This is a genomic window from Cryobacterium soli, from assembly GCF_003611035.1.
Lineage (GTDB): Bacteria > Actinomycetota > Actinomycetes > Actinomycetales > Microbacteriaceae > Cryobacterium > Cryobacterium soli.
Map to the genome: position 1 here is coordinate 4,155,695 of NZ_CP030033.1, position 23,465 is coordinate 4,179,159.

Consider the following 23,465-nt stretch of genomic DNA (forward strand, 5'->3'; position numbering starts at 1 on the left):
CTGCTTGCATTCCACGAATGTATGCGCATACACTCGAATCAGATCACGCGTCCCCCCGACGCGATCAGCTCAACGACGACTGAGGAATACCGGTAGTAATGATGCAACCCACTCGATCTCGGCGCAGGTCCCGGCCGCTGGCCCGCACCCTCGCCGCCGTGGCGATGGCCGTCGCCGCCTCCACGCTCGCCGCGTGCAGTATCCAGATCCAGAGCGCGCCCGACCCGTCCATCCCCGACGACACCATGCTCGTCGCCGCCGACAACGGCTCCCCGCTGTTCGAGAAGAACTTCAACCCGTTCATGATCAACAAGCGGGTCGCGGCGTTCTACATGTACGAGCCGCTCATCGTGCTCGACAACCTCACTGGCGAAGAACACCCGTGGCTCTCCACCGGGTACACCCAGCCCGACCCGTCCACGATCGTGTTCACGATCCGCGACGGCGTCACCTGGTCAGACGGTGAAGACTTCACCGCGGCCGACGTGGGATTCACGTTCCAGCTCCTCAAGGACAACCCGTCGCTCGACCTTCAGGGCATCTGGAGCTACATCGACACCTTCGAGGTCGGCGACGACACCGTCACGGTGCGCCTCACCGCACCGGACGTGCCCGCCGCGCAGCTCATCGCCTCCACCACCCTCATCGTGCCCGAGCACATCTGGGCGGATGTCGACGACCCCACCACCTGGCGGAACCCCGACCCTGTCGGTACCGGCCCGTACACGCTGGGCAACTTCGCCCCGCAGCAGTACACCGTCGACAAGAACCAGGACTATTGGCAGGCCGACACCGTCGCCGCCGAGCACCTGATCCTGCCGGCCACCAACACCCAGCTCGACGTGGCCACCAAGGGCTACGACTGGGCATACTCGTTCATCAGCGACGTCGAGGGCGCCTGGGTGGATGCGGGCAACCAGAACACCTACTGGTTCCCGCCGGGCGGCACCATCGCCCTGTTCCCCAACCTCACCAAGGCGCCGTTCAACGACGTCAACGTGCGCCTGGGCCTGTCCACGGCGCTGGACCGCGGCATGGTCGGCGATGCCGCCGCCGAGGGGTACATGGACCCGGCCGGCCAGACCAACATCCTGCTGCCCAACCAGGCGGATGTGCTCAACCCCGATATCCCGGACTCCGGCCTGATCACCCAGGACACCCAGAAGGCGCTGGACTACTTCGCCGCGGCGGGGTACACGCAACAGGGCGGCAAGCTGGTGGACGCGTCCGGCGCCCAGCTCAGCCTCACCATCACTACCGCCGCCGGATACAACGACTGGCTCAAGGGTGTGCAGGAGGTGCAGAAGCAGTGGGGCGCGATCGGCGTCGACGTCAAGGTCGCCTCGCCGCAGCCCGCCGCGTACACCCTGGCGCTCCGCAACGGCGAGTACGACCTCGCCATGGGCGCTACTGGAGGCACCGGCAACACCTTCCGTGACTTCAACAACCTGCTCTCCAGCGAATGGGTCAAGCCCGTGGGCGAGGAGGCGAGCAACAACTTCGAACGCTTCAGCGACCCGGCCGTCGACGAGATCCTCGCCGAGTACAAGGTTGCCCTCGACCCCGCGGTGCAGGCCGACCTGGCCAACCAGCTGCAGGAAGTCGTCTACGACCAGATCCCGTCGATCAGCCTGTACTACGGCGGCTCCTGGGGCCTGTTCAGCGACGCGAAGTTCACCGGTTGGCCCAGCGCCGACGACCCGTATGCGTCGCCCAAGACCTACGAATCCACCCCCCTCCTCGTTCTCACCCACCTGAAGAAGGTCAATGATGACTAGCACCACGGCGGCGCCACGCGGCGCCGAGAGCCTCGCCCCGGCGGGTCTGAGTCCGACGGATGCGGCGCGCGCGCCCAGCCCGCTGCTGCGCGGCAGCGTGTTCGTCGCCCGCAAGCTCGGCCTGTTCGCCCTCACCCTGTGGGCGGCCGTCACGGTCAACTTCCTGCTGCCGCGACTGATGCCCGGCACCCCCGCGGATGCCGCACTGGCCAAGCTCGCCCAGAACGGACCCGTCACCGAGGCCACCAAGGCCGCCATCGAAGCCCAGCTCGGCGTGCCCACCGGCAACATCCTGGAGCAGTACGTCGCCTACCTGCACCAGGTGGTGACGCTGGACTTCGGCATCTCGTACACCTTCTACCCGCAGAGCGTCGGCGAGCTGGTCTCGGCCGCACTGCCGTACACTCTCGTGCTCGTGGGCCTGGTCACCGTGGTCGCCTTCATCCTGGGCACCCTGCTCGGCGTGCTCGCGGCCTGGAAGCGCGGCACCTGGCTGGACAGCGTGCCCACCCTGGTGGGCTCGTTCATGAGCGCCTTCCCGTACTTCTGGACGGCCCTGCTGCTGCTCTTCTTCGCCGGCTACGTACTGCGGCTCTTCCCCACCTCCGGTGCCTACGGGCCCACGTCGTCGCCGAACCTCTCGTTCGAATTCCTCGGCGACGCGCTCTACCACGGGGTGCTGCCGGCACTGACGATCCTGATCACCTCGCTCGGCGGCTGGATCCTGGGCATGCGCAACACCATGATCTCCACCCTCGGCGACGACTACGTGACCTTCGCCGAGGCGAACGGCCTCAAGCCCCGCACCATCGCCCTACGCTACGCCGCCCGCAACGCCATCCTGCCCAACCTCACCTCGTTCGGCCTGGCGTTAGGCGGTGTGGTGGGCGGCTCGATCCTGGTGGAACAGGTCTTCGGCTACCCGGGCATCGGCTACCTGCTCTTCAATGCCGTCACCAACCAGGACTACCCGTTGATGCAGGCACTCTTCCTGATGATCACCGTGAGCGTGCTCATCGCCAACTTCCTCGTCGACATTTTGTACGGCGTGCTGGACCCGAGGACCCGACGATGACCACCTCACTGCCTCCCACCACCGCCGCCATCCGCGCGCCCCGCACCCCGATCGACGCGGCGCCGTCGCCCTGGAAGGTCGTTCTCCGCGTTGCTTCCACGGTGTGGAGCAACGGCAAGGCCCGCATCGGCCTCGTCATGCTCGCCGTGTTCATCCTGCTGGCCATCTTCGCGCCGCTGATCGCCCCGTACGGCGCCAGGGAGACCGGCTTCGAGCGGAGCGCCGACGGCAGCGCAGCCCACTGGTTGGGCACCACAGCCGCCGGCGAAGACGTGCTCAGCCAGCTGCTCTACGGCGCCCAGATCAGCATCTTCGTCGGCCTCGTGGCGGGCCTGCTCTCCACGATCATCGCCGTGCTGATCGGCCTGAGCTGGGGCTACGTGCGCGGGTTCGGCGCCGACGTGATCAACTTCATCGTCAACCTGTTCCTCGTCATCCCCGGCCTGCCGCTCATGATCGTGATCGCCGCGTACCTCTCCGGCGGCGGCATCGGCATGATCATCGTGGTCGTCGTGATCACCGGCTGGGCCTGGGGCGCCCGGGTGCTGCGCAGCCAGACCCAGTCCCTGCGCTCCCGCGACTTCGTCACGGCTGCCGTCTTCAGCGGCGAACGGCCCTTCCGCATCGTTTTCCGCGAGATCCTGCCGCACATGACCTCGCTCATCGTGGGGAACTTCTTCGGCGCCGCCACCGCGGCGATCCTCGCCGAAGCCGGCCTGGAGTTCCTCGGCCTCGGTGACTCCACCGTGGTGAGCTGGGGCACCATGCTCTTCTGGGCGCAGAACTCCAACGCCCTGCTCACCGGGCAGTGGGCGCTCCTGTTCGCTCCCGGCCTCTGCATCGCGCTGCTGGCCACCTCCCTCACCCTGATCAACTTCGGCGTCGACGGCATCAGCAATCCCCGCCTCCGGGAAGGAACCAAGAAATGACCCCGACACCGTTCAGCCAGACCCCTCCCGCCGGCAATACCATTCTGCTCGAGGTGCACGACCTCTCGGTGCACTACGGCTACGGCGAGAACGCCACCAAGGCCGTGCAGAACGTCTCCTTCCGGCTGGCCCACGGCGAGTTCGTCGGCCTGGTGGGGGAATCCGGCTCGGGCAAGTCCACCCTCGGCTTCGCCCTCACCGGCCTCTCCAAGCCGCCGGCGCACATCGAGAAGGGCCGTATCCTCTTCGGCGGCAAGGACATCGCCAGCCTCGACGCCGAGCAGCTGCGCGAGCAACGTCACGGCGGCATCGCCATGGTGCTGCAGTCGGGCATGAACGCGCTGAACCCGGTGCGCAGCATCCGCAATCACTTCGTCGACATCTTCCGCGCCCACGGACACGTCGAGAGAAGCCGCTGGACGGAACGGGCCACCGAGCTGATCGGCAAGGTCGAACTGACCCCGCAGGTGCTCGACAGGTTCCCCGGCGAGCTGTCCGGCGGCATGCGGCAGCGGGTCTCCATCGCCCTCGCCCTCTCGCTCGAACCCGAGCTGATGGTCTTCGACGAGCCCACCACGGCCCTGGACGTGTTGGTGCAGCACGCCGTGATGAACACCATCATCGAGCTGCAGAAGAGCGAGAACTTCACCGCCATCCTGATCAGCCACGACCTGGGGATCGTGCTCGAATCCGCCCAGCGGGTGATGGTCATGCACGAGGGCCGCATCGTCGAAGATGCGCCGGCCCGGCAGATCCTGGAGAACCCGCAGGCGGAGTACACCCGGATGCTGCTCTCGCACTACGCCGACCCGCGGGCCGAGATCGTGGAGCTGCCCGGTTTCGCCGACCGGCAGCAGCGCAAGGCCGACGGTGCTGAGCGGGCAGAGGGCGCGACCCACACGCCCACGGTCTCGCCGCGCACCCGGCGCACCGACCAGCACGCCATGGTCGTCGAGAACGTCTCGAAGATCTACCCCGCGCCGCGCCGCGGCGAGGCGCCCGTGCGCGCCGTGGACAACGTGTCGTTCACCCTCGAACCCGGCGCCGCACTGGCCCTGGTTGGGGCCTCCGGCTCGGGCAAGTCCACCATCGCCAAGCTCATCACGGCGGTGGAGAAGCCCACCAGCGGAAGCATCCGCTTCGGCGACCTCGACGTGGGAAAGCTGAACCGCCGGCACTTCCGCCGGCTGCACCGCGACGTGCAGATGGTCTTCCAGGACCCGTACTCTGCGCTCAACCCGCTGCACACCGTGGAGTACGCGCTGACCCGCCCTGTGATCAACTTCACCGGCCTGACCGGCACCGACGCCCGTCGCCGGGTGCTCGAACTGCTCGACATCGTCGGACTGAACCCGGTGGAGGAATTCGCGGCCAAGCTGCCGCACCAGCTCTCCGGCGGGCAGCGCCAGCGCGTGGTCATCGCCCGAGCGCTGGCCAGCGACCCGCAGGTCATCATCGCCGATGAGCCCGTCTCGATGCTCGACGTGTCGCTGCGCGCCGGCGTGCTGGCCCTGCTCGAAGACCTGCGCGAGCAGTGGGGGGTGAGCCTGCTCTACATCACCCACGACCTGCTCTCGGCCCGGGTGGTCACCGACAACATCATGGTGCTCAACGGGGGAGCGGTGGTGGAGCGCGGCGTCACCGCCGACGTACTGCAGAATCCGCAGGACGACTACACGATCCGGCTGCTCGACGCGATCCCCAACCCGCGCAAGGTCGTCGCGTGACGGCCCCGTTCGGGGCCCTGGACCTGGCCCCTGAGCTCGAGCACTTCGCCGTCGACACCGCGGCCGGCCCGCTGACGGCTTTCCGGGTGCGGCCGCAGGGCCCTCGCCGTGGCGTGGCCCTGCTGGTGCCCGGGTTCACCGGCTCCAAGGAGGACTTCAGACTGCTCCTCCCGCTCATCGCCGCGCACGGCTGGGAAGTCGTGAGTTACAGCCAGCGTGGCCAGGCCGACTCCGCCGCCCCCGTGGGCATCGAGAACTACCTGCTCGATGACTTCGCGGCGGATGCCGTCACTGTCGCACACGAGGTCGGCCAGGGCGGCCCCGTGCATCTGGTGGGCCACAGCCTGGGCGGCCTCGTCGCGCGGGCGGCACTGCTGCGGAGCCCGGCGGTATTCACCGACCTCACCATGCTCTGCTCCGGCCCCGGCGGCCGGGCGGGTGCGCACGAGAGCGAGTCCGCCCTGGTGGCCGAACACGGCACCCTGGCCGTCTGGGCGCTCGATCACCCGGCGGGCAGCCCGCTCACCGCCGACGACGAGTTCGTGCGCGACCGCCTGATCGCCTCCTCGGTCGACAGCATCCTCGGCGGCATCCGCATCCTGCAGTCCACCCCGGACTCCACCGATGCCGCGCGGGCCACCCGGGTGCCGACCCTCGTCGCCCACGGCGACACCGACGACGCCTGGCCCATCCCGGCGCAGAAGCTCATGGCCGAGCAGCTCGGCGCCCGGTACCGGGTGATCCCCGACGCCGGCCACCTGCCCAACCTCGACAACCCCGGCTTCACGGCCGCGCTTCTCGACGAGTTCTGGGCATCCACCAGCTGATTTTTCCGCCTGTACACCGCGTTTACGAACACAGCACGACCGCAACCCAAGGAGATCCTTCCATGCTCACTTTCCCCCAAGGCTTCCTGTGGGGCGCCGCCACGGCCGCCCACCAGATCGAGGGCAACAACGTCAACAGCAACTGGTGGCCCAAGGAACACGCCGAGGGCACGACCATGGTCGAACCCTCCGGTGACGCCGCCGACAGCTTCCACCGCTACCGCGAAGACATCAAACTGCTCGCCGACCTGGGCCTGGACTCCTACCGGTTCAGCATCGAGTGGGCCCGCATCGAGCCCGAGCGCGGCTTCACCTCCCGGTCGGCCGTGGACCACTACCGCCGTATGGTCGACACCTGCCACGAATTCGGCATCCAGCCGATCGTGACCCTGATGCACTTCACGGTGCCGCGCTGGTTCGAGAACGACGGGTTCTGGCGCGCGAAGGACGCCGCCGACCTGTTCGCCCGCTACACCGAGCTCGCCCTGCCCGTCGTGGCCGAGGGCGTCAACTACGTGTGCACCATCAACGAGCCCAACATCGCCGCCATGCTCGCCGGCGGAGAAGACGCCGCCAACCTGGTGGCGCACGGGCTGCCCGATCCCGACCTGCAGGTGGCGGACGCGTTGTTGCTCTCACACCAGCGCTCCCGCGAGGTGCTCTCGCAGGTGAGCGGGCTCAAGACCGGCTGGACCGTCGCCACCCAGGCCTTCGTGGCCGTGGACGAGGAAGGCGCGGCCGAGAAGCTCGTCGAGTACGGGCACCCGCGCGAGGACTGGTACCTCGAGAACGTGAAGGGTGACGACTTCGTGGGCGTGCAGGCGTACACACGCACCTTCATCGGTCCGGAGGGCCCCCGCCCGGTCGCCAAGAACGTGGAGACCACCCTCACCGGGTGGGAGTTCTTCCCGCCGGCCGCCGGCATCGGCGTGCGTGCCGCGTGGGAACTCACCGACCACGTGCCCGTCATGGTCACCGAGAACGGAATCGCCACCGCGGACGACAGCCGCCGGATCGCCTACACCCAGGGTGCCCTCGAGGGCCTGCACGCCTGCATCGAGGACGGCATCGACCTGCTCGGCTACCTGCACTGGTCGGCGCTGGACAATTACGAGTGGGCCTCGGGTTTCACGCCCACCTTCGGCCTGATCGCCTGGGACAAGCAGACGTTCGCGCGCACCCCCAAGCCCAGCGCGAGCTGGCTCGGCGAGGTCGCTCGCCGCAACGGCCTGGAGTCCTCGGTCGTCCCCGCGGCCTAGCCGTCTGCGCCGGCCACGCGTTGGTCGAGCGTGTCGAGACCGGGTGCGGGGTCGCGACAGGCTCGACCAGCGTGGGTGCGGCTAGACGAAGCGTTCGAGCACCGTGCCGTCGCGCATCCGCTCGACCCGCTTCACGTGCTCCCGGATGTCCCGCACCCCGCGGTACACCGCCAGCTCGGCCACATCCACCACCTTCGTGGACGCGTGCGCCCGGGTGGGATGCACGAAGTCCTCGATCGACCGGAAGCTGTCCCGCCCGCGTGACTCGGCGCTGAAGCGCTGCGCAAAACCCGTGTTCACCGTCGTGAGCTCGATGTCGTCCTCATGGGCGTTCACCAGGCTGCGGGTGTCGACGGTGAGCACGGTGTGGGCGTCATCCCGGTAGGACCGCGCGGCCAGGAGTTCCTCGAGCCGCCGCTTCTGCAGGAAGAAGAACACCCGGTCGTTGAGAATCGTGTACCACTCGCTCGGCGTGAGGTCCTCGAGCGCCGAAGCGAGCGACGATTCGTGGATCGCCTTCTGGTGCCGGATGACCGCGGTGCCGTAGTCCGGATGCTCCAGCTCGATCGACTCGCCGCGCCGCTTGGCGAGAATGGCGGCCTGCGGTGCCCCCTGCCGCACGCCCCAGCGGGTGACCAGCGCGCTGGTGCTCAGCAGTCCGTGCCGCTCGATGGACGGCCACGCCCCATCCGCTGCCACGTGGTACAGCTCGGGGTAGAGGCGGATCAGGTCCTTGGAGAGCACGGGGCAAGCGTACCCGCCTACGCCCGCGCCGGCACCCGTCCCACCCGGCCCAGACGCTCGGCACTGGGCTGCATGCTCGGGCCGAAGGGCGTCTGATCGCGGTTCAGCCGGAACGCGAGCGGCAGTGCCCGCCCGAAGTGCCGCAGGGCCCGATGCCAGAATGTCACCGGGTGGAGGCCGCAGACGCGCATGGCGGGGCCGTGGTCGATAGCCAGCGCCGTCGCGGTGCCGACCGCGAGCACCCAGGCCAGCGACGCGGCCAACACCCGCGCCGGGCGCGGAACGGACGCGAAGCCCAGCCGAAGCTGATCGATCTGAAACCGCACGTGCTCCACCTCGTCGGTGAGGATGCGCCGCGCCACCCCCTGCACCACCGGGTCGGCACAGTGCTTCAGCGCGACGAAGTACTCCATCGCCACGGTCTCGACGATGAGGAACAGAGCAATCTCGGTGCGCAGGCCCATCATGCGGCGGAGCACGACGAAGATGCCGTCGGACCAGTGCGCCGTCAGTCGTTCGGCGCCGAACCGCGACAGGGTGGCCCCGAAGAGGGCCGAGTGCTTCTGCTCCTCGGCCACGAAGAGTCGCAGCGCCGCGTCGTACTCGCGATCGTGGCGTCGGCGCGCCTTCGACAGCAGGCCGGTTCCATCGCCGCTCTCGCCCAGCTCGAAGCGTTGCAGGGACCGGGCGATCGCGGCGATGTGCGGCGCGGGGAGGGTGGAGACCGAATCCCACGGGATCAGCGCGTCGAGCCGGTCATGCCGGGCGAGATTGGCCTCGAAGTAGCGGATCCAGGCGTCGAAACCCTGGCTGGACGGTGTCTCGTTCTGATTCATGTGAACTCCTCGGGGAGGCGATTCCACCGGCTCAGTGGCCGTGGGAACGCGATTGCTGTAACCTGACGTGGGTTAACGTATCGAATAACGATACGAAATGCACGTTATTCGATATGGAGGGGCATATGTCTCGGTGGGTACTCGGCGCGCTCCGCGCACTCTTGATCGTGTTGTTCGCCGGCGCGCTGGCCGCCCAGGCCGCCTCGGGACTCATCGCAGGCACCATGGCAGATGCTGCTCTGGTGGTCAGTGTCGTCACCCTCATCGTTGCGGGCGCCCTCTGCGTCGAGGCGGTTCTGGTCAGTGTCTGGATGCTCGTGGCGATGATCCGCCAGGAAACGCTCTTCGACGACCGCGGGCCCGCCGACCGGTGGGTCGACATCGCCATCGGCGCTCTGCTGGTGGCAGCGGTGGTCTCGGCCGGGGGAGCGGTCGCCCTGGTCGTGCAGGCCGCCGTGCCCGGCGCCTGGGGACTGGCACTCCTGGCCGCCGCCGCCTGCGGGGTGAGTGCCGCCCTCGCCTTGCTCGTCGTGGTGATGCGGCGACTGTTGCACGCTGCCATCGGCTTGCGCAGCGAGCTCGCCGAGGTCATTTGATGGGTATCGTGATCAACCTCGATGTGGAGCTGGCGAAGAAGAAAATGTCGGTGACCGACCTCGCGGCGGCCATCGGGCTCGCGGTGGCCAACGTGTCGATCCTCAAGAACGGTCGGGCCAAGGCCGTGCGGTTCTCCACCCTCGACGCCATCTGTTCGGTGCTGGGCTGCCAGCCCGGAGACATTCTGACCTACGTCCCCGACTCGGCTGTGCTTGAATCGGACGAGCCGGCGGACGACAAGATCGGCGAGGACTGACCCACCGCAGGCCGAGTGCCGCTCAGAGATCCAGGGCCAACCGCATGCCGAGGGCGAGCATGACCACCGCGATGGCGCCGTCGAGCACCCGCCACGCGCCGGGCCGGGCGAAGATCGGCCGCAGAAGCCGCGCCCCGAAGCCCAGCGCGGTGAACCACAGCACGCTCGCCAGCATGGCGCCGCCCACCCACCACCAGCGCTCGGCCGGGCCCTGCTGGGATGCGACGGAGCCGAGGAACAGCACCGTGTCGAGGTACACGTGCGGGTTGAGCCAGGTCAGGGCGAGCACCGTGCCGACGGCCACCCGCATCCCGGTGCCGCCCGAGGCGCCCGTCACCACCAGGGTGCCGGGGCGGAGGGCCCGTCGCGCGGCCCACAGGCCGTAGACCACCAGGAAGGCCGCCCCGAGCATCCGCACCACAACCATGGCCACCGGTGCCGCCTGCACGAGAGCGCCCATGCCGAGCACTCCGGCCAGAATGAGCGCCGCGTCGGACAGGGCGCAGATGATGACGACCGGGGCGATGACCCGGTTGCGCCCCTCAATGCCGAGCCGCAGCACGAACGCGTTCTGGGCGCCGATCGCGATGATGAGGGAGAGTCCCGTCACCAGGCCCAGCAGAGCAGGCAGGAGCGTGGTGGAGGGGGTCATGGGATCTAGGCTACGAACATCACGGGATTCAGTCCAGCTACTGTTTCTCATGATGCATAAGCTCAACTTATGCAACGTTTCTCCCTCGACCAGCTCGGCACCCTCCTGGCCCTCATCGAAGAGGGCACCTTCGACAAGGCGGCACGGAGCCTGCACATCACCGCATCGGCAGTGTCGCAACGGGTCAAGGCCATGGAGCAGTCCTGCGGCCGGGTCCTCGTGCAGCGCACGACCCCGGTGGCGCTCACCGATGCCGGTGCCCTTGTGCTGCGCTACGCCCGCCAGGTGGAGCTGCTCGAGGCCGATACCGTGCGGGCGCTGCGGGACGCCGGGCCGGCCGGGCAGGCCGTGCGGGTGTCACTCGCCGTGAACGCCGACAGCCTGGCGACCTGGTTCCTCGGAGCCCTCGCCGGGGTCGCCGACGACCTCGACGTGGCCTTCGACCTGCATCGGGAGGATCAGGAGCACACGCTGTCGCTGCTCCGCTCCGGCGCGGTCATGGCCGCGGTCACCTCCAGCCGCGAGACCATCCAGGGCTGCGTCACCGAACCGCTCGGCCGGATGCGGTACCGCGCCGTGGCCACACCGGTCTTCATCGCCCGCCGGCTCCCGGACGGCCTGGCCGGGCTCTCGGTGGCGCCCGTGGTCACCTTCGACCGCAACGACGACCTGCAGGATGCCTTCCTCCGCGCCCGCGCGGGCCGGCCCGGCCAGGCGCCCCGGCATGTCATCCCCGCCTCCAACGACTTCGCGCGGGCGGTTCTCCTGGGCCTGGGCTGGGGCGTGCTCCCCGAGCAGCAGTGCCTGGCGGAGATCGCCGACGGATCGCTCGTGGAACTCGCGGCGGAGCATCCGGTGGACGTGCCGCTGTACTGGCAGCGCTGGAACCTCTCCTCACCCCTGCTCGACGCCGTGTCGGCGGCGGTGCAGGCGGCGGCGCGCCGGGACTTGTTCGCTCTCTGAGCCCCGCGGCCGTGACCGGTTCAGCCGGCGAGCAGTCGGGTGAGGCTCATCGGTGCGACGCCGGTGATCGTTTCGATGGCGCCGCTGACCTCGCTCATCTCCCCGGTGGCGATGGCGGTGTAGGTCGACACCCAGGCGTCCACCTGCCAGTCCGGAGCGCCCCACGGCCGACGGGACTCGTAGGCCTCCGGCACGGTCTCGTCGTGGTACCGCACGGTTGCTGACGACGACGGGCCTGCCGCGGAGAGGATCGCCGCCACCTCTGCCATGGTCAGCGCCTCCGGCCCGGTGAGGTCGTAGGTGGCAGTGCGGTGCGCGGTGACGTCGTTCAGTACCGTCACGGCCGTGCGGGCCACGTCGGCGCGTGCGACGGCGGCCACCCGACCGGCTCCGGCCGGCCCGCGGATGACGCCGTCCGCGCCGACCAGCGCGGGCATGAAGTCGAGGTAGAGGCTGTCGCGCAGGAATGTGTAGTCGATCCCCGACGACCGGATGTACTCCTCGGTGGCGTAGTGGTCCCTGGCCAGCGTGAACGTGGCATCCGGAGCCGCGGCGACGAACGAGGTGTAGACGATGTGGCGCACCCCTGCGGCCCGGGCGGAGTCGATGAAGGCCAGGTGCTGGGCCAGGCGCTCGGCGTTTTCGGCGGCCGACACCATGAAGAGCGTGTGCACTCCCTCGAGCGCTCGCTCGGAAGCGGCACGGTCGGAGTAGGAGAACGGCAGGGCGACGCTGCGGGGAAGGTGCGGGGCCCGCTCCACAGTGCGGGCGAGCAGTCGTTGCGGCACTTCGGCGGCGGCCAGGGCGTGGGCCACCATGCCGCCGAGCACTCCAGTGGAACCGGTCACGGCGAGCGTGGGGAGGGGTTCTGGCATGGTGGTGTTCACGGGAGATGTCCTCACAGGTCGGTGTGCGCGAGCGGAGTGCCGCTGCGGCTGGCGCGAATCTCGATGCTCTGGATCTGGTCGCTGGGCAGGTCGGTCGACGCCGCCAGGTTCTCGGTGCTCGGACTGGTCGCCGTCCAGGTGGCCAGCACTCTGGATGCCCCGCTCAGGTCGGTCATGACCATGTCGTAGTCCTGCGGTCCGTTGTCTTTCCAGAGCTGGTTGAGGTACACGCACGACCAGTCGAACCGGGTACCCCACTCCGTGTCGGTGATGGTGACGGCGGCCGTGAGCGCGTTGGGCTCAAGCGGCTCCATGGCCACGACCTGGGTCGCCGGGGCGCTGACCGTGGGGACGGCGGATCCCGCTTCCGGCGCCGGCGGGGTGGCCAGGGTGGCCCCGAGCACGCCGCCGCCCAGCGCGATGACCGCGGCGGCAGCGGTGAGGGTGAGGGCGAGGCGGATGCGGTTGCGCCGGCGACGCCGCACTGCCGCGCCGGCGAGGCGCCGCACGAGCCCCGGCTGGTGCAGCGCGGTGCGCAGACGCTCGTCGGAGGCCTCGACCGACGCCGTTGCGCTCGCCGCGTCGGCCCCGTCGGCAGGGTCGGCCTCGGCGATGGCCACGGCCTCGGCCGCCGGCAGGGCGCTGAGGATCCCGGGCAGGCCGGCCAGCTCGGCGACGGCTGCGGAGCAAGCCGGGCAGGTGGGCAGGTGGCGCTCGAAGTCGTGCCGGTCCTCGGCGCTCAGCGCGCCGAGCACGTAGGCCGCGTCCCACTCGCGAAAGCGGTCGGGGGTGGAGGTCATTCGGTGACCCCTCTTTCCTGTAGGGCGAGCCGCATCGCTCGCAGGGCGTAGTGCAGCCGGGACTTGACGGTGCCCTCCGGCACGTCTTCGCGGCGGGCGATCTCGGCGATGGGCCGGCCGAGGTAGTAGGCGCTCACGAGCACCGTGCGGTGTTCGGGGGAGAGCGCCGTGAGGGCATCCGTCAGCAGCCAGCGATCGAGGATCGCCTCGGTGCCGTCGGCGGAGGCCGTCTCTGGCAGGGCGTCGGAGCTGATCTCGCGGGAGTGCCGGGCGCTCCGCCTGTCGTCGATGACGAGGTTGCGGGCGACGGTGAACAGCCACGCGCGAGCCGCCTCATCGTCCCGGTCGAGCAGGGCCGGTCGCTTCCACGCCCGGAGCAGCGCCTCCTGCACCACGTCCTGGGCGAAGCCGTAGTCGCCGGTCAAGCGCACCACGTACCGGAACAGCGCCGGACCGTGGGCATCGTGCAGCGCCCGGAGCAGGGCCGCCTGCGGTTCGGTCACGGTCGCCTCCCGGTCTGCACGATGCTCACGATGAACTCGGCTGGACTAATTCTGCGTGACGTTGAGGGAGAACTCGATCGATCCGGTGTCCTCCACCGACACGAAGCCCAGGTCGGGTGCCTCGACGCCGTAGTCGCTGAACGTGATCGGGATGGTGCCCACGACCTGTCCGCCGGTGTCGGTGAGTGCGGCCTGCAGCTCGACGGTGACCGACGTCGTCACGCCGTGCAGGGTGAGATCCCCGGTGGCGCTGACGGTCTGAGGGACGCCGGCCACGGGGGCTTGGAGGGTGACCGGCGCGGTCAGTGTGAACGTGGCGGTCGGGAATTCGCCGACCTCCATGGCGGTATCGCGGAAATAAGCATCCCTGGCGCTCTCGTCGGTGGCGATGCTCGCCACATCCACGGTGATCGTGGCGGCGGTGAGCGAGAGCGCGTCGACCGTGAGGTCGCCGGTCACGTCGGCCGAGCGTCCGGTCACGGTCACGTCCTTGCCCTGCAGCACCTCGTCGACGCGGTAGCCGGCGAAGGAGTCGGCGCCGATGCTCCAGGTTCCGCTGAGGTCGTCGGCGTTCACCGCGGCGGAGGTGGCCGCGTCCGTCGAGTTCGGGGTCGCGGCGGCGATGGTGGGTGCGGCGTCGGCGTTGCTGTTGGCGTAGTCGGCGTACACGGCAGGCCCGAATGCCAGGGCGGCACCGCCGACAACGACGACTCCGCCCGCAATCCACAGCCCGATCTTCGTCTTCTTCTGCATGTCACCCTCGTTCGTTTCCGTTGCGGATGATGGTCATCCACTCTGAACAACGAGGTGACGGACCGAAAGGTTCACCGGAATCCATAATTTGCTGCCGCAAGTGACGAACGGTTATGAGGACATAGTTCGATAATGAGGATCCAGCGAGCGATTCCGTCCTCGTAATCTCACTTTTTCCTCTCTGCAGGATCACGGATGGTGCCGGCTCGCCCATTGATGCGCCGGCCCAGCTCTGCGGCTGAGCGCTCCACCTCGGCCGCGAGCGCGGGCCACCGCTCCGGCGGCACGCTCGACCGGGAGAACGTCACGGCGATGCCCGCGGCCGGCCAGCCACTGTGGTCACGCACTGCCACGGCGACGGAAGCGATGCCCGCCGTGACATCACCGTCCTCGGCGGCATAACCCTGGGCGCGCACCTGGCTGAGCAGCCGGCTCAACTCGCGGTAGCTGCCCACGGAGCCGGAGGGCCGAGTACCGGGCGCACCGTCGGATCCCGCGGCGCTCGCCGGATGCTCGACACCGTCGCCGGAACGCTGCACGAAGGCCGACGGATCGGGGAAGAGCGCCCGGAGCTGGGGGAGGGGCAGCGTGGCCAGCAAAGCGCGCCCGCTGGCGGTGAGATGACTCGGCAGCCGCACGCCCACATCCGTCACCAGGGCGGGCCGCCTCGGCGCGCGCTCCTCGACCAGGTAGATCACGTCACGCCCGTGCAGCACGGCCAGGTGGGCGCTCTCGCCGATCTTGTCGACCAGGGCCGCGAGGATCGGCCGGCCCAGCCGGGCCAGGGGCTCCTGGCGGGAGAACCCGCTGCTGAGCTCGAAGGCAGCCAGCCCGATGCCGTACCGCCTGGCCTCGGGAAAGTGCAGGACAAAACCGAGCTCGCTGAGCACGCCGAGCAGCCGGTACACCGTGGACCGGGGCAGCCCGAGCACCTGGGCGATGCTGGAGGCCGGCACTGGACCGCGTTGGGCGGCCAGGTGGGTGAGGATGGCCAGCGTGTGGCGCGCGGCGGGCACATCGTTCTGCGCGGGCGCCACACCGTGTTCGCGCGGCACAACCATTGGCGCACCCTTCCCTGTCATGGTGACTGGTTCCGACTACGCGCTCACCCTTTCGGTGAGAGTGCGCAGTGTGGCCTGCAGCGCGCTGAATTCTGCGGGATTCAGGCCCAGGGCTGCGGTCATGTCGCAGTGGATCTTGGTGGCGTGGCTGCGCAGATCGTCACCGGCAGGCGTCAGGGCGATCTCGACGAAGCGCTCATCGGAACGGTTGCGCTGCCGGGTGAGCAGCCCGTTGCCTTCCATCCGGCGCAGGAGCGGGGTGAGCGTGCCGTGGTCCAACCTCAGGGTGTCGGCGAGCTCGCGCACGGTGCGTGTTCCTTCGTCCCAGAGGACGACCAACACCAGGTACTGCGGATAGGTCAGACCCAAGTCGGCCAGCACGGGCCGGTACGCATTGGTGACGGCGCGGGACGCCGCGTACAGGTCGAAGCAGAGTTGGTCGGAAAGTGGTGGGGTCCGGAGGTCGGCCATGGCTCACATCCTGTCACCTTTCCCAGCAACTTGTGCGCTAGTAGCTTGTACACAAGATGTGTAGGGTGTTGATATCGACGGTGTGCTGACTGAAAGAGGACTATGGCCACTCCCGCCCCCGAGCTGCCCGCGAACAAGGCCCGGGTCTCCGTCGAACACCGCACGGACGTGTCCGGGGAACAGGATGCCACTGCCCCCGTCGAGGCCAGTGGCCTACAGCAGCGGGAGCGGTGGCTGCTCGCTGCGAGTCAGGGTGATGCCGGGGCGTTCGCTCGGTTGTATGAGGACGTGGCACCGCACATCCTTGGCCTTGTGGTGCGGATCCTGCGTGACGTTCAGGAGGCAGAGGTGCTCACCGAGCGAATCTTTCTCGAGATCTGGCATTCTGCGGCCCGTTTCGACTCCGGTCGGGGCGCGGCGCTCTCCTGGATGATCGCCACGGCGCACCGAATGTGCGTGGAGAATCTCAGGAGCGACGTGGAGCACGGTCTCCGAAGCGCGCCGGGCAGGCACGCCATCGCCGGAGGAGGGACCAACCACCCTCAGATCGCGCCGGGAGCCCCGTCCCATGCTGCGCAGCACGCCGCTGCTTTGCACGCCGCTGCTCTGAGCGGCGCTCTCGCAGACCTCGAACCAACGCAGCGTCACGCGCTCAAGCTGGCGTACTACAACGGTCATAGCCACGGTGAGGTGGGCCAGCTCCTGCGGATTCCCGCAGCTACGGCGAAGACCTCGCTAACCCGGGGACTGCACGGTCTCAGGCTCGGTCTCTCCGCGGCCACGAGCTGAGCGCTCACTGGTCTCTCGTGCCAGCCAGACGAGACGTATGACGTCGATCACTTCGTCCGGGGTCGAGCCTGCCGACTCGGCTTCGGTTACGAGGTCGCGGATGCGCCGCACGACGGACGCGGGCAGCACCGCGGCCTGCTCGGCGACTCGTGTGCCTGCTGCCGTGCGGCTTACCACCAGCCCGTCGCGTTCAAGTAGTTTGTAGGCCTTGGCCGCGGTGCCCGGGGCCACGCCCAAATCGCTGGCGGTCTGACGCACAGTGGGCAGTCGTTCCCCTGCGCCGAGTTGCCCGGAGGCGATCAGGCCGCGGAACTGGCGATAGATGTCGAGAGTCGGACTAGCGTCGTCGTGCGACGGGAGGACAGGGCGGCCGCTCACCGAACAGTCTCCGCCTGCAGTTCGGGTGCGCTGGCCGTGGGCCGACCCGAGGAATTCCCGATGAGGAGCCGTCCGGCGACGACGAGCAGCAGCGTGAAGGCCACGACCTCGAGCAGAGGAGCCAGCAGTCCTGTGGCCAACGCGATGCCGCCGTACTGCCAGACAACGTCATACGTCTCGCTGCCGCCGTCGCCCGACACGGTGACTTGTGACATCGAACCGTATCGCCCGATGAACCGGAACGCACCGCCGAGGGCGAGGAGCGCGCCGGCGATGGCGATTCGCGCCACGCCGGATGCGATCTCGGTCCGGGCGCGACCCTCCGCGCCCACGGTGTCGGGACGCAGGAAGGGGCGATGGGCGTTGGCTCGCAGGATGGCTCCGGTCACGACGACCAGCACGGTCAGGCAGACCAGGACCGGAACGCCGAAGGACCAGCCGTAGAACCAGGGGTGGAGCGCCTCGACCTGGGTATTGGGCACCGGGAGCTCCAGGTAGACGTATCGACCTCGGTCATCCGCCGACGAGGCCAGGCCTGCCGCGATGGTTGTACCGAGCAGGGCGACAATCGCGCTGCCGGCGCCGATGAGAGCCGCCCGGGAACTGAAAGACGACCAGACCCGGCGTTCGGTCGGGACCACGGGGACCTCTGAGCGGGTCGTGCCGCGGACGGCGATAAGAACCAGCACAACGAGAAGGCCTACGGCCGCGGTGAACACCGGCGTTGCGTACTGCCACCACTCGACGACATCGGCGAGATTCAGCAGGTGTCCCCGCACCACGTTCTCGGTGGCGTAGACGGCGATGACCAGGACGGACGCCCCGCCGAGGGCCTGCAGTTCGAGCCGGTAACGCGTCGGGGTCGTGTGGTGGCGCGGCCCGGTCGGGGACGTGCGGCTCCCAGTCGTTCCACGCAGCCTCGTCACAATCAGGGCGCCGGATACCAGCACCGCGGCGAGGACGAGCGAGAAGAGCGGCAGGCTCAGCGCGGCCGCGACCAACTCCACTGGGCCGAACGAGGACAGAATGCTCGATGCCATGTGCGTCTCATTTCACTTAGTTGTGCCACATGTTTAGCACAACTTGTGACAAGACGGGAGTACAAGTCGCAGACCGGGTGGATCAGATCTTCTCCGCGGAGTTCGCGACCCCGATCGACCAGACCGCAGCGAGGACCATGAATCGCACCATGGTTACCCCGTCGTTGTCGCCCAACACCACCCGGACGAGCATCTCGCCTCCGGTCAGTATCAGTGCCGCGGCACCGACGAGCGCGAATCCATTCCTGCCGATCGTGCGGTCACGTTCGTCGCGTGGGTCGAAATTGCCCACCCGGCTGCGGTCGTCCGCGTGGCGGCTCCGGGCGTAGACCGCGATCCCAGCCCATCCGATCGCCACGGCGGCCAGGATGATGGCACCCACCCCATTGGACCGCAGTCCGGCGAGGGCGGCGCCAACGAGGAGGGCGCCGACCACCGCGGCGTTGGGGACCGAGACAGGCAGGCGTTCAGCGATCTTCGACATGGAATACCTCCTCGACGGGGCGACTGAAGTACTGCGCCAACCGGATGGTCAACCCCAGCGACGGGTCGTAGCGCCCGGTTTCGATCGCGTTGATCGTCTGCCGGGAGACCCCCATCACCGACGCCAGCGACGCCTCCGACAGATTCGCGGCGAGTCTCAACTCCCGTACATCGCTCCGCACGATGTCGAGTCAACGCGGGTCGGTCGCCGGGTGTCAAGCATCCTTGTCACATGGACCCGAACTGGGGCCGAGCTGTCACCCCGGAGGGCGATCAGTCGCGTCGCCAGGTGTATTCGTTCTCGGGCCGCCCCGGGGTGCCGTACCGGGGGGAGCGCAGAGCGGACCCGTCGTCGGCCAGGTGTTCGAGGTAGCGGCGTGCGGTCACCCGGGAGATGCCGAGCGCGTCGGTGAGTTCCGTCGCGGATACCGGCGTGGAGCGGGACTTGAGAAGCTCGGTCACGCTCGCCAGGGTGCCCTCGGCCAGTCCCTTGGGCAGCGTGACGGGAGTGGGGGTGCGCAGGCTGTTGAACGCCTGGTCGACATCCGCCTGGCTGGTGACCCGCGAGCGCTCGCCGAGTTGGCGGCGGAACTCACGGTAGGTGGTGAGTTTCTGCGCGAAGGTGGCGTAGGTGAACGGCTTGATCAGGTACTGCACCACCCCCGCGGAGATCGCACCGCGCACCACCTGCAGGTCGCGCATCGCTGTGATGGCGATGATGTCGCAGTCCAGCTTGGCCGCGCGAAGCCGCCGCGACACATCGAGGCCGTGCAGGTCGGGCAGGTTCATGTCCATCAGCACCAGTTCCACCGGGGTGCCGGCCGCCGCTGCCACGGTGAGCTGCCGGAGGGCGGACTGTCCGGTTCCCGCGGTGCCGGCCAGCTCGAATCCGGGCAGCCGCAGCAGATACGCCGCGTGCGCCTCGGCGGTGAGAGGTTCGTCCTCCACGATGAGCACCCGGATCGGCCTGGGCTCACCAGTGCTCCCGGTGGGTGCGGTGGGGTCGTCAGGCATTCGGCACGGCCTCCGTCGTACCGGCGGGCACCTGCAGCGGGATGGTGACGGTGAAGACCGCCCCGACCCGCCGGGTCACGGTGAGGGTTCCGCCGAGCCGGTTCACCGCCTGCCGGACGAGGGCGAGACCTAGGCCTCGACCGTAGGTGCCCGGTTCTTTAGTGCTGTAGCCGAGCTTGAAGACGTCGTCCAGCTCATCGGCGTCGACGCCGTGTCCGGTGTCGGCGACCTCGATCACGAGAGCCGATGGTCCTGTCTCCGCCGGTGCGCTGCGGATGGCGACGTCCACGCGGCGTGGAACCTGCCCACTGGCCGCGGCGTCGAGGGCGTTGTCCACCAGATTGCCCAGCACGGTGACGAGATCGTGCACCGATAACCCGGAATCCGCGAGGGTGCCGGCGGCATCCACGCTCAGGTGCACGCCCAGCTCGCCGGCCTGGGCGAATTTGCCCACGAGCAGAGCTCCGATCACGGGCTCGTCGACCGAGCTGATCATCTCGTCGGTGAGGTGCTGGCTCACGGCCATGTCCCGGGTGGCGAAGGCCAGGGCCTCGTCGGCGCGGCCGAGTTCCATCAGCGACACGATGGTGTGCAGCCTGTTGGCGTGCTCGTGGGTCTGTGCCCGCAGGGCGTCCGAGAGGGTGCGCATCGAGGCCAGTTCGGTGCCCAGCGACTCCAGATCGGTGTGGTCGCGGATGGTGGTGACGGTGCCCATGGGTGCCGCGCGCGCGCGTGCCCGACTCGGCGTGGGCACGGCCGGTTCCTGGCTCACCACGAGCACGCGGGTCTCGGTGAGATGGATCTCGTCCTGCACGGTGCGCCCGCTCCGCAGCAGGTCCGCCAGGCTCGGCGGCAAGGGCAGGTCGCCGATGGCCGGCGCCGGCGCGGTGCGCGAGGTGGGGCGCGGCGGGATGCCGAGCAGCTCGGCGGCCTGGTCGTTGTAGAGCACCAGGTCGCCCTTGCGGTCGACCAGCACGAGGCCCTCCCGCACCGAGTGCAGCACAGAGTCGTTGTAGACGAAGAGCTGGGCGAGTTCCTCCGGGCCCCAGCCGAGCGTGACCCGGCGCAGGTACCGGCCGAGCAGCCAGGTGGCCAGGGAGCCGGCCGCCAGGAGCGCGAGCGCCAGGGCCAGAATGGCCGGCAGGCGGGCGTTGAGGGCGATCTGCAGGTTGCTGGTCTTGACCCCGGCGGCCACCATGCCCACCACCCGGCCGTCCGGTTCGATGATCGGCACGACGGAGCGCACCGACGGCCCGAGGGTGCCGCTCGTCACCTCCGTGAACGGCGTCCCCGCCGCGGCCGGCGCGGTCTCACCGATGTACGGCCGACCGATCTCGGCGGCGTCCGGATGCGTCCAGCGGATACCCGCCGGGCTCATGATGGTGATGAAGTCCACCGAGGCGTCCTCGCTGACCTCGAGGGTGTACGCCTGCAGGGCTGCGGTCGGATCCGGGGACTGCGCCGCGGTGACCACCAGGGGGCTGTCCGCGATGGCCGCCGCCACGGCCAGCATCCGGTCAGCCGTCTCGGTGTACCCGCGGTCGCGCGCGTCCACGAACGACGCTGTCCCCACGAACACCGCGAGCACCACGATGAAGACGAAATGGGCCAGGAAGAGACGGCGCGCAATGCTCCAACCGTGCATCAGTGCACTCGTCCCTTCGCCGGTGAAACCCATCGTGCGCGTCATCGTGACCAATATGACCGCAAGAGTGACGGTACGCCCCCGGTCCCGCAGTGTGTATTCACCACCGCGTGACCACCAGCGCTGTCGGGGCCGCCCGCCGGATCCTGTACAGCCTAGACACACCGGTACCACCTAGACAAAGGAGTCTGACATGGCACTCTCTCTACCCCGCGTTCCGCGCGGCGGCCGACCGGCCGGCACACCGCGCAAGCGACTGGACAAGTCGCACTACCTCTACATCGCGGTCATCGTCGCGGTCGGCCTGGGCATCCTCGTCGGCCTGCTGTTCGGCGGACCCGACGGCTTCGCCGTGGCACTCAAGCCGCTCGGTGACGTCTTCGTGCTGCTGATCAAGATGATGATCGCGCCGATCATCTTCTGCACCATCGTGCTGGGCATCGGATCCATCGCCAAGGCGGCCACCGTCGGCAAGATCGGCGGGCTGGCGCTGGGCTACTTCCTGGTGATGTCCACCTTCGCCCTGGGCATCGGCCTGATCGTCGGCAACCTCATCCATCCCGGTGAAGGGCTCAATCTGCAGGATGCGACCTACACGGCCCCCGAAGCGGCCGACACGCACGACTTCCTGCTCGGTATCGTGCCCACCACGCTGCTGTCCTCGCTCACGTCGGGCAACATCCTGCAGACCCTGATGGTGGCCCTCGTCGTGGGCTTCGCCCTGCAGAAGATGGGACCAGCGGGCACGCCCATCCTCACCGGCATCGCGCACCTGCAGGCCCTCATTTTCCGCATCCTGGTGATGGTGATGTGGCTGGCCCCGATCGGTGCGTTCGGTGCCATCGCCGCCGTGGTCGGTGCCACCGGCATTCAGGCCGTGATCAGCCTGTTCACTCTGATGGCCGCGTTCTACCTCACCTGCATCATCTTCATAGTGGTGATCCTCGGCGGCCTGCTCAAGCTCGTCACCGGGGTCAACATCTTCAAGCTGATGCGATACCTCGGCCGCGAATACCTGCTCATCTTCTCGACCTCCTCCTCGGAGGCCGCGCTGCCCCGCCTCATCGCCAAGATGGAGCACCTCGGGGTGTCCAAGCCCGTCGTGGGCGTCACGGTGCCCACCGGCTACTCGTTCAACCTCGACGGCACGGCCATCTACCTGACCATGGCGTCGCTGTTCATCGCCACGGCCCTCGGCCAGCCGCTGATGCTGGGGGAGCAGATCGGCCTCCTGGTCTTCATGATCATCGCCTCCAAGGGCGCGGCCGGCGTCACCGGAGCGGGCCTGGCCACCCTGGCCGGCGGGCTGCAGGCGCACGCTCCGCAACTCGTCGGCGGCGTGGCCTTCATCGTCGGCATCGACCGGTTCATGTCCGAGGCCCGTGCCCTGACCAACTTCACCGGCAACGCCGTCGCAACGGTGCTGATCGGCACCTGGACCAAGGAGATCGACAGGGCTCAGGTGGACCTCGTTCTCGACCGGCACGCGCCGTTCGACGAGGCGACGATGATGTCGGCGCACGGTGTGGCCGCGCCCACGGAAGCAGCCACGGCCGTGCCTGACGAGGAGGCCGCCGCGCCGCGGCCCGAGCTGGCCAGACGCTGACGCCAGGCCTGCTGGTTTAGCGGGCCTGACCTGCACTTAGGTGCCCCGGACGATCGCCGAAACTGCCCTCGTCCGGGGCCCTTGCATGCGTTCGCATGCTAGGCTCTCACACGGTCTTCCGACCCTTCACCAGGACGCGAACGCGTAGCCCCCAGCCCGACTGGGACGGCCGTGTGCGTACGGTGAGGCCCAGACGGACGCGATCCCATGGTCGCTCCAGCCCATGCCGCTATCGGCATCGAGGCCGGTCTCGGCCTACCCGTCCGACACAGCGAGCCCCGTACAGTTTGACCGCGCAGGCGGTCCATTCGGCGTGCTCCGGAGAATCCGTGACCGAAATCATCGCCGTCAAGGCACCAGAATCCGCCAGCGAGGCGGAGCACACAGCAGCA

At 68.8% G+C, this 23,465-nt stretch carries 26 protein-coding genes; 11 read left to right on the plus strand and 15 right to left on the minus strand.

The window, feature by feature from the left end:
- Positions 1–98 precede the first annotated feature (98 nt).
- The 6 genes from DOE79_RS19340 to DOE79_RS19365 all read left to right on the plus strand — a co-directional run bounded on the left by DOE79_RS19340 (position 99) and on the right by DOE79_RS19365 (position 7,595).
- The gene (locus DOE79_RS19340; protein ID WP_245977024.1) at positions 99–1,778 is read left to right on the plus strand and encodes an ABC transporter substrate-binding protein; all 1,680 of its coding nucleotides are present in this window, start codon (positions 99–101) and stop codon (positions 1,776–1,778) included.
- On the plus strand, positions 1,768–2,853 hold the full coding sequence (locus tag DOE79_RS19345) for an ABC transporter permease (RefSeq protein WP_245977025.1): 1,086 nt from the start codon (positions 1,768–1,770) through the stop codon (positions 2,851–2,853). Before DOE79_RS19340 ends, DOE79_RS19345 begins: the two co-directional genes overlap by 11 nt.
- Positions 2,850–3,782 (plus strand): ABC transporter permease, encoded by a 933-nt coding sequence (locus DOE79_RS19350; protein WP_120339890.1) that lies wholly within the window; start codon positions 2,850–2,852, stop codon positions 3,780–3,782. Before DOE79_RS19345 ends, DOE79_RS19350 begins: the two co-directional genes overlap by 4 nt.
- Positions 3,779–5,509 carry an ABC transporter ATP-binding protein gene (locus tag DOE79_RS19355; protein ID WP_120339891.1) on the plus strand — a complete coding sequence of 577 codons (1,731 nt, stop codon included), beginning with the start codon at positions 3,779–3,781 and terminating at the stop codon, positions 5,507–5,509. The genes DOE79_RS19350 and DOE79_RS19355 overlap by 4 nt, the downstream gene beginning before the upstream one ends.
- Positions 5,506–6,336 carry an alpha/beta fold hydrolase gene (locus DOE79_RS19360; protein WP_120339892.1) on the plus strand — a complete coding sequence of 277 codons (831 nt, stop codon included), beginning with the start codon at positions 5,506–5,508 and terminating at the stop codon, positions 6,334–6,336. Before DOE79_RS19355 ends, DOE79_RS19360 begins: the two co-directional genes overlap by 4 nt.
- A gap of 62 nt (positions 6,337–6,398) precedes the next feature.
- A complete protein-coding gene (locus tag DOE79_RS19365) occupies positions 6,399–7,595 on the plus strand; it encodes a glycoside hydrolase family 1 protein (protein ID WP_120339893.1) in 1,197 nt (398 codons plus the stop codon).
- A gap of 81 nt (positions 7,596–7,676) precedes the next feature.
- Here the strand turns inward: DOE79_RS19365 and DOE79_RS19370 are convergent, their stop codons facing one another.
- Positions 7,677–8,339: a DUF7002 family protein gene (locus DOE79_RS19370; protein WP_120339894.1), complete on the minus strand. Its 663-nt coding sequence runs from the start codon at positions 8,337–8,339 to the stop codon at positions 7,677–7,679.
- A gap of 17 nt (positions 8,340–8,356) precedes the next feature.
- Entirely contained in the window at positions 8,357–9,175 is an 819-nt protein-coding gene (locus DOE79_RS19375) for a ferritin-like domain-containing protein (protein ID WP_120339895.1), read from the minus strand.
- A 125-nt stretch (positions 9,176–9,300) separates the two neighbouring features.
- On the opposite strand from DOE79_RS19375, the gene DOE79_RS19380 reads away from it, so the two are divergent.
- Together DOE79_RS19380 and DOE79_RS19385 are read left to right on the plus strand one after the other, a co-directional pair.
- Positions 9,301–9,771 (plus strand): DUF2975 domain-containing protein, encoded by a 471-nt coding sequence (locus DOE79_RS19380; protein ID WP_162942859.1) that lies wholly within the window; start codon positions 9,301–9,303, stop codon positions 9,769–9,771.
- The gene (locus DOE79_RS19385) at positions 9,771–10,028 is read left to right on the plus strand and encodes a helix-turn-helix domain-containing protein (RefSeq protein WP_120339897.1); all 258 of its coding nucleotides are present in this window, start codon (positions 9,771–9,773) and stop codon (positions 10,026–10,028) included. Before DOE79_RS19380 ends, DOE79_RS19385 begins: the two co-directional genes overlap by 1 nt.
- 22 nt (positions 10,029–10,050) lie before the next feature.
- Here the strand turns inward: DOE79_RS19385 and DOE79_RS19390 are convergent, their stop codons facing one another.
- Positions 10,051–10,680, minus strand: coding sequence for a LysE/ArgO family amino acid transporter (locus tag DOE79_RS19390; RefSeq protein WP_120339898.1), 630 nt, complete (start codon positions 10,678–10,680; stop codon positions 10,051–10,053).
- A 69-nt stretch (positions 10,681–10,749) separates the two neighbouring features.
- Here DOE79_RS19390 and DOE79_RS19395 point away from each other — a divergent pair, with 69 nt between their 5' ends.
- A complete protein-coding gene (locus DOE79_RS19395) occupies positions 10,750–11,643 on the plus strand; it encodes a LysR family transcriptional regulator ArgP (protein ID WP_120339899.1) in 894 nt (297 codons plus the stop codon).
- A 20-nt stretch (positions 11,644–11,663) separates the two neighbouring features.
- Here the strand turns inward: DOE79_RS19395 and DOE79_RS19400 are convergent, their stop codons facing one another.
- The 6 genes from DOE79_RS19400 to DOE79_RS19425 all read right to left on the minus strand — a co-directional run bounded on the left by DOE79_RS19400 (position 11,664) and on the right by DOE79_RS19425 (position 16,118).
- Positions 11,664–12,518 (minus strand): NAD(P)H-binding protein, encoded by an 855-nt coding sequence (locus tag DOE79_RS19400; protein WP_120340448.1) that lies wholly within the window; start codon positions 12,516–12,518, stop codon positions 11,664–11,666.
- Between the two features lie 23 nt (positions 12,519–12,541).
- Positions 12,542–13,330 carry an anti-sigma factor family protein gene (locus tag DOE79_RS19405; RefSeq protein WP_120339900.1) on the minus strand — a complete coding sequence of 263 codons (789 nt, stop codon included), beginning with the start codon at positions 13,328–13,330 and terminating at the stop codon, positions 12,542–12,544.
- Complete coding sequence (locus tag DOE79_RS19410; protein WP_120339901.1) at positions 13,327–13,833, minus strand: sigma-70 family RNA polymerase sigma factor; 507 nt, start codon at positions 13,831–13,833, stop codon at positions 13,327–13,329. The genes DOE79_RS19405 and DOE79_RS19410 overlap by 4 nt, the downstream gene beginning before the upstream one ends.
- 45 nt (positions 13,834–13,878) lie before the next feature.
- Positions 13,879–14,586 carry a YceI family protein gene (locus DOE79_RS19415; RefSeq protein ID WP_120339902.1) on the minus strand — a complete coding sequence of 236 codons (708 nt, stop codon included), beginning with the start codon at positions 14,584–14,586 and terminating at the stop codon, positions 13,879–13,881.
- Between the two features lie 167 nt (positions 14,587–14,753).
- Positions 14,754–15,647: an IclR family transcriptional regulator gene (locus DOE79_RS19420; RefSeq protein ID WP_120339903.1), complete on the minus strand. Its 894-nt coding sequence runs from the start codon at positions 15,645–15,647 to the stop codon at positions 14,754–14,756.
- Positions 15,648–15,683: 36 nt separating this feature from the next.
- Positions 15,684–16,118, minus strand: coding sequence for a MarR family winged helix-turn-helix transcriptional regulator (locus DOE79_RS19425; protein ID WP_120339904.1), 435 nt, complete (start codon positions 16,116–16,118; stop codon positions 15,684–15,686).
- Positions 16,119–16,220: 102 nt separating this feature from the next.
- Here DOE79_RS19425 and DOE79_RS19430 point away from each other — a divergent pair, with 102 nt between their 5' ends.
- Positions 16,221–16,907, plus strand: a complete 687-nt coding sequence (locus DOE79_RS19430; RefSeq protein ID WP_120339905.1) for a sigma-70 family RNA polymerase sigma factor — start codon at positions 16,221–16,223, stop codon at positions 16,905–16,907.
- Here DOE79_RS19430 and DOE79_RS19435 read toward each other — a convergent pair.
- The 6 genes from DOE79_RS19435 to DOE79_RS19460 form a co-directional block, all read right to left on the minus strand.
- Positions 16,854–17,285, minus strand: a complete 432-nt coding sequence (locus DOE79_RS19435) for a GntR family transcriptional regulator (protein WP_120339906.1) — start codon at positions 17,283–17,285, stop codon at positions 16,854–16,856. The two genes, DOE79_RS19430 and DOE79_RS19435, sit on opposite strands and share 54 nt — an antisense overlap.
- Positions 17,282–18,325, minus strand: a complete 1,044-nt coding sequence (locus tag DOE79_RS19440) for a hypothetical protein (RefSeq protein WP_120339907.1) — start codon at positions 18,323–18,325, stop codon at positions 17,282–17,284. Before DOE79_RS19440 ends, DOE79_RS19435 begins: the two co-directional genes overlap by 4 nt.
- A gap of 82 nt (positions 18,326–18,407) precedes the next feature.
- The gene (locus DOE79_RS19445; protein WP_120339908.1) at positions 18,408–18,809 is read right to left on the minus strand and encodes a hypothetical protein; all 402 of its coding nucleotides are present in this window, start codon (positions 18,807–18,809) and stop codon (positions 18,408–18,410) included.
- Positions 18,793–18,990, minus strand: coding sequence for a helix-turn-helix transcriptional regulator (locus DOE79_RS19450; protein WP_120339909.1), 198 nt, complete (start codon positions 18,988–18,990; stop codon positions 18,793–18,795). The genes DOE79_RS19445 and DOE79_RS19450 overlap by 17 nt, the downstream gene beginning before the upstream one ends.
- A gap of 91 nt (positions 18,991–19,081) precedes the next feature.
- The gene (locus tag DOE79_RS19455) at positions 19,082–19,822 is read right to left on the minus strand and encodes a response regulator (RefSeq protein WP_120339910.1); all 741 of its coding nucleotides are present in this window, start codon (positions 19,820–19,822) and stop codon (positions 19,082–19,084) included.
- Entirely contained in the window at positions 19,815–21,512 is a 1,698-nt protein-coding gene (locus DOE79_RS19460) for a sensor histidine kinase (protein ID WP_245977026.1), read from the minus strand. The genes DOE79_RS19455 and DOE79_RS19460 overlap by 8 nt, the downstream gene beginning before the upstream one ends.
- Positions 21,513–21,660: 148 nt before the next feature.
- On the opposite strand from DOE79_RS19460, the gene DOE79_RS19465 reads away from it, so the two are divergent.
- Positions 21,661–23,073, plus strand: a complete 1,413-nt coding sequence (locus tag DOE79_RS19465) for a cation:dicarboxylate symporter family transporter (protein ID WP_120339911.1) — start codon at positions 21,661–21,663, stop codon at positions 23,071–23,073.
- Positions 23,074–23,465: the final 392 nt, after the last annotated feature.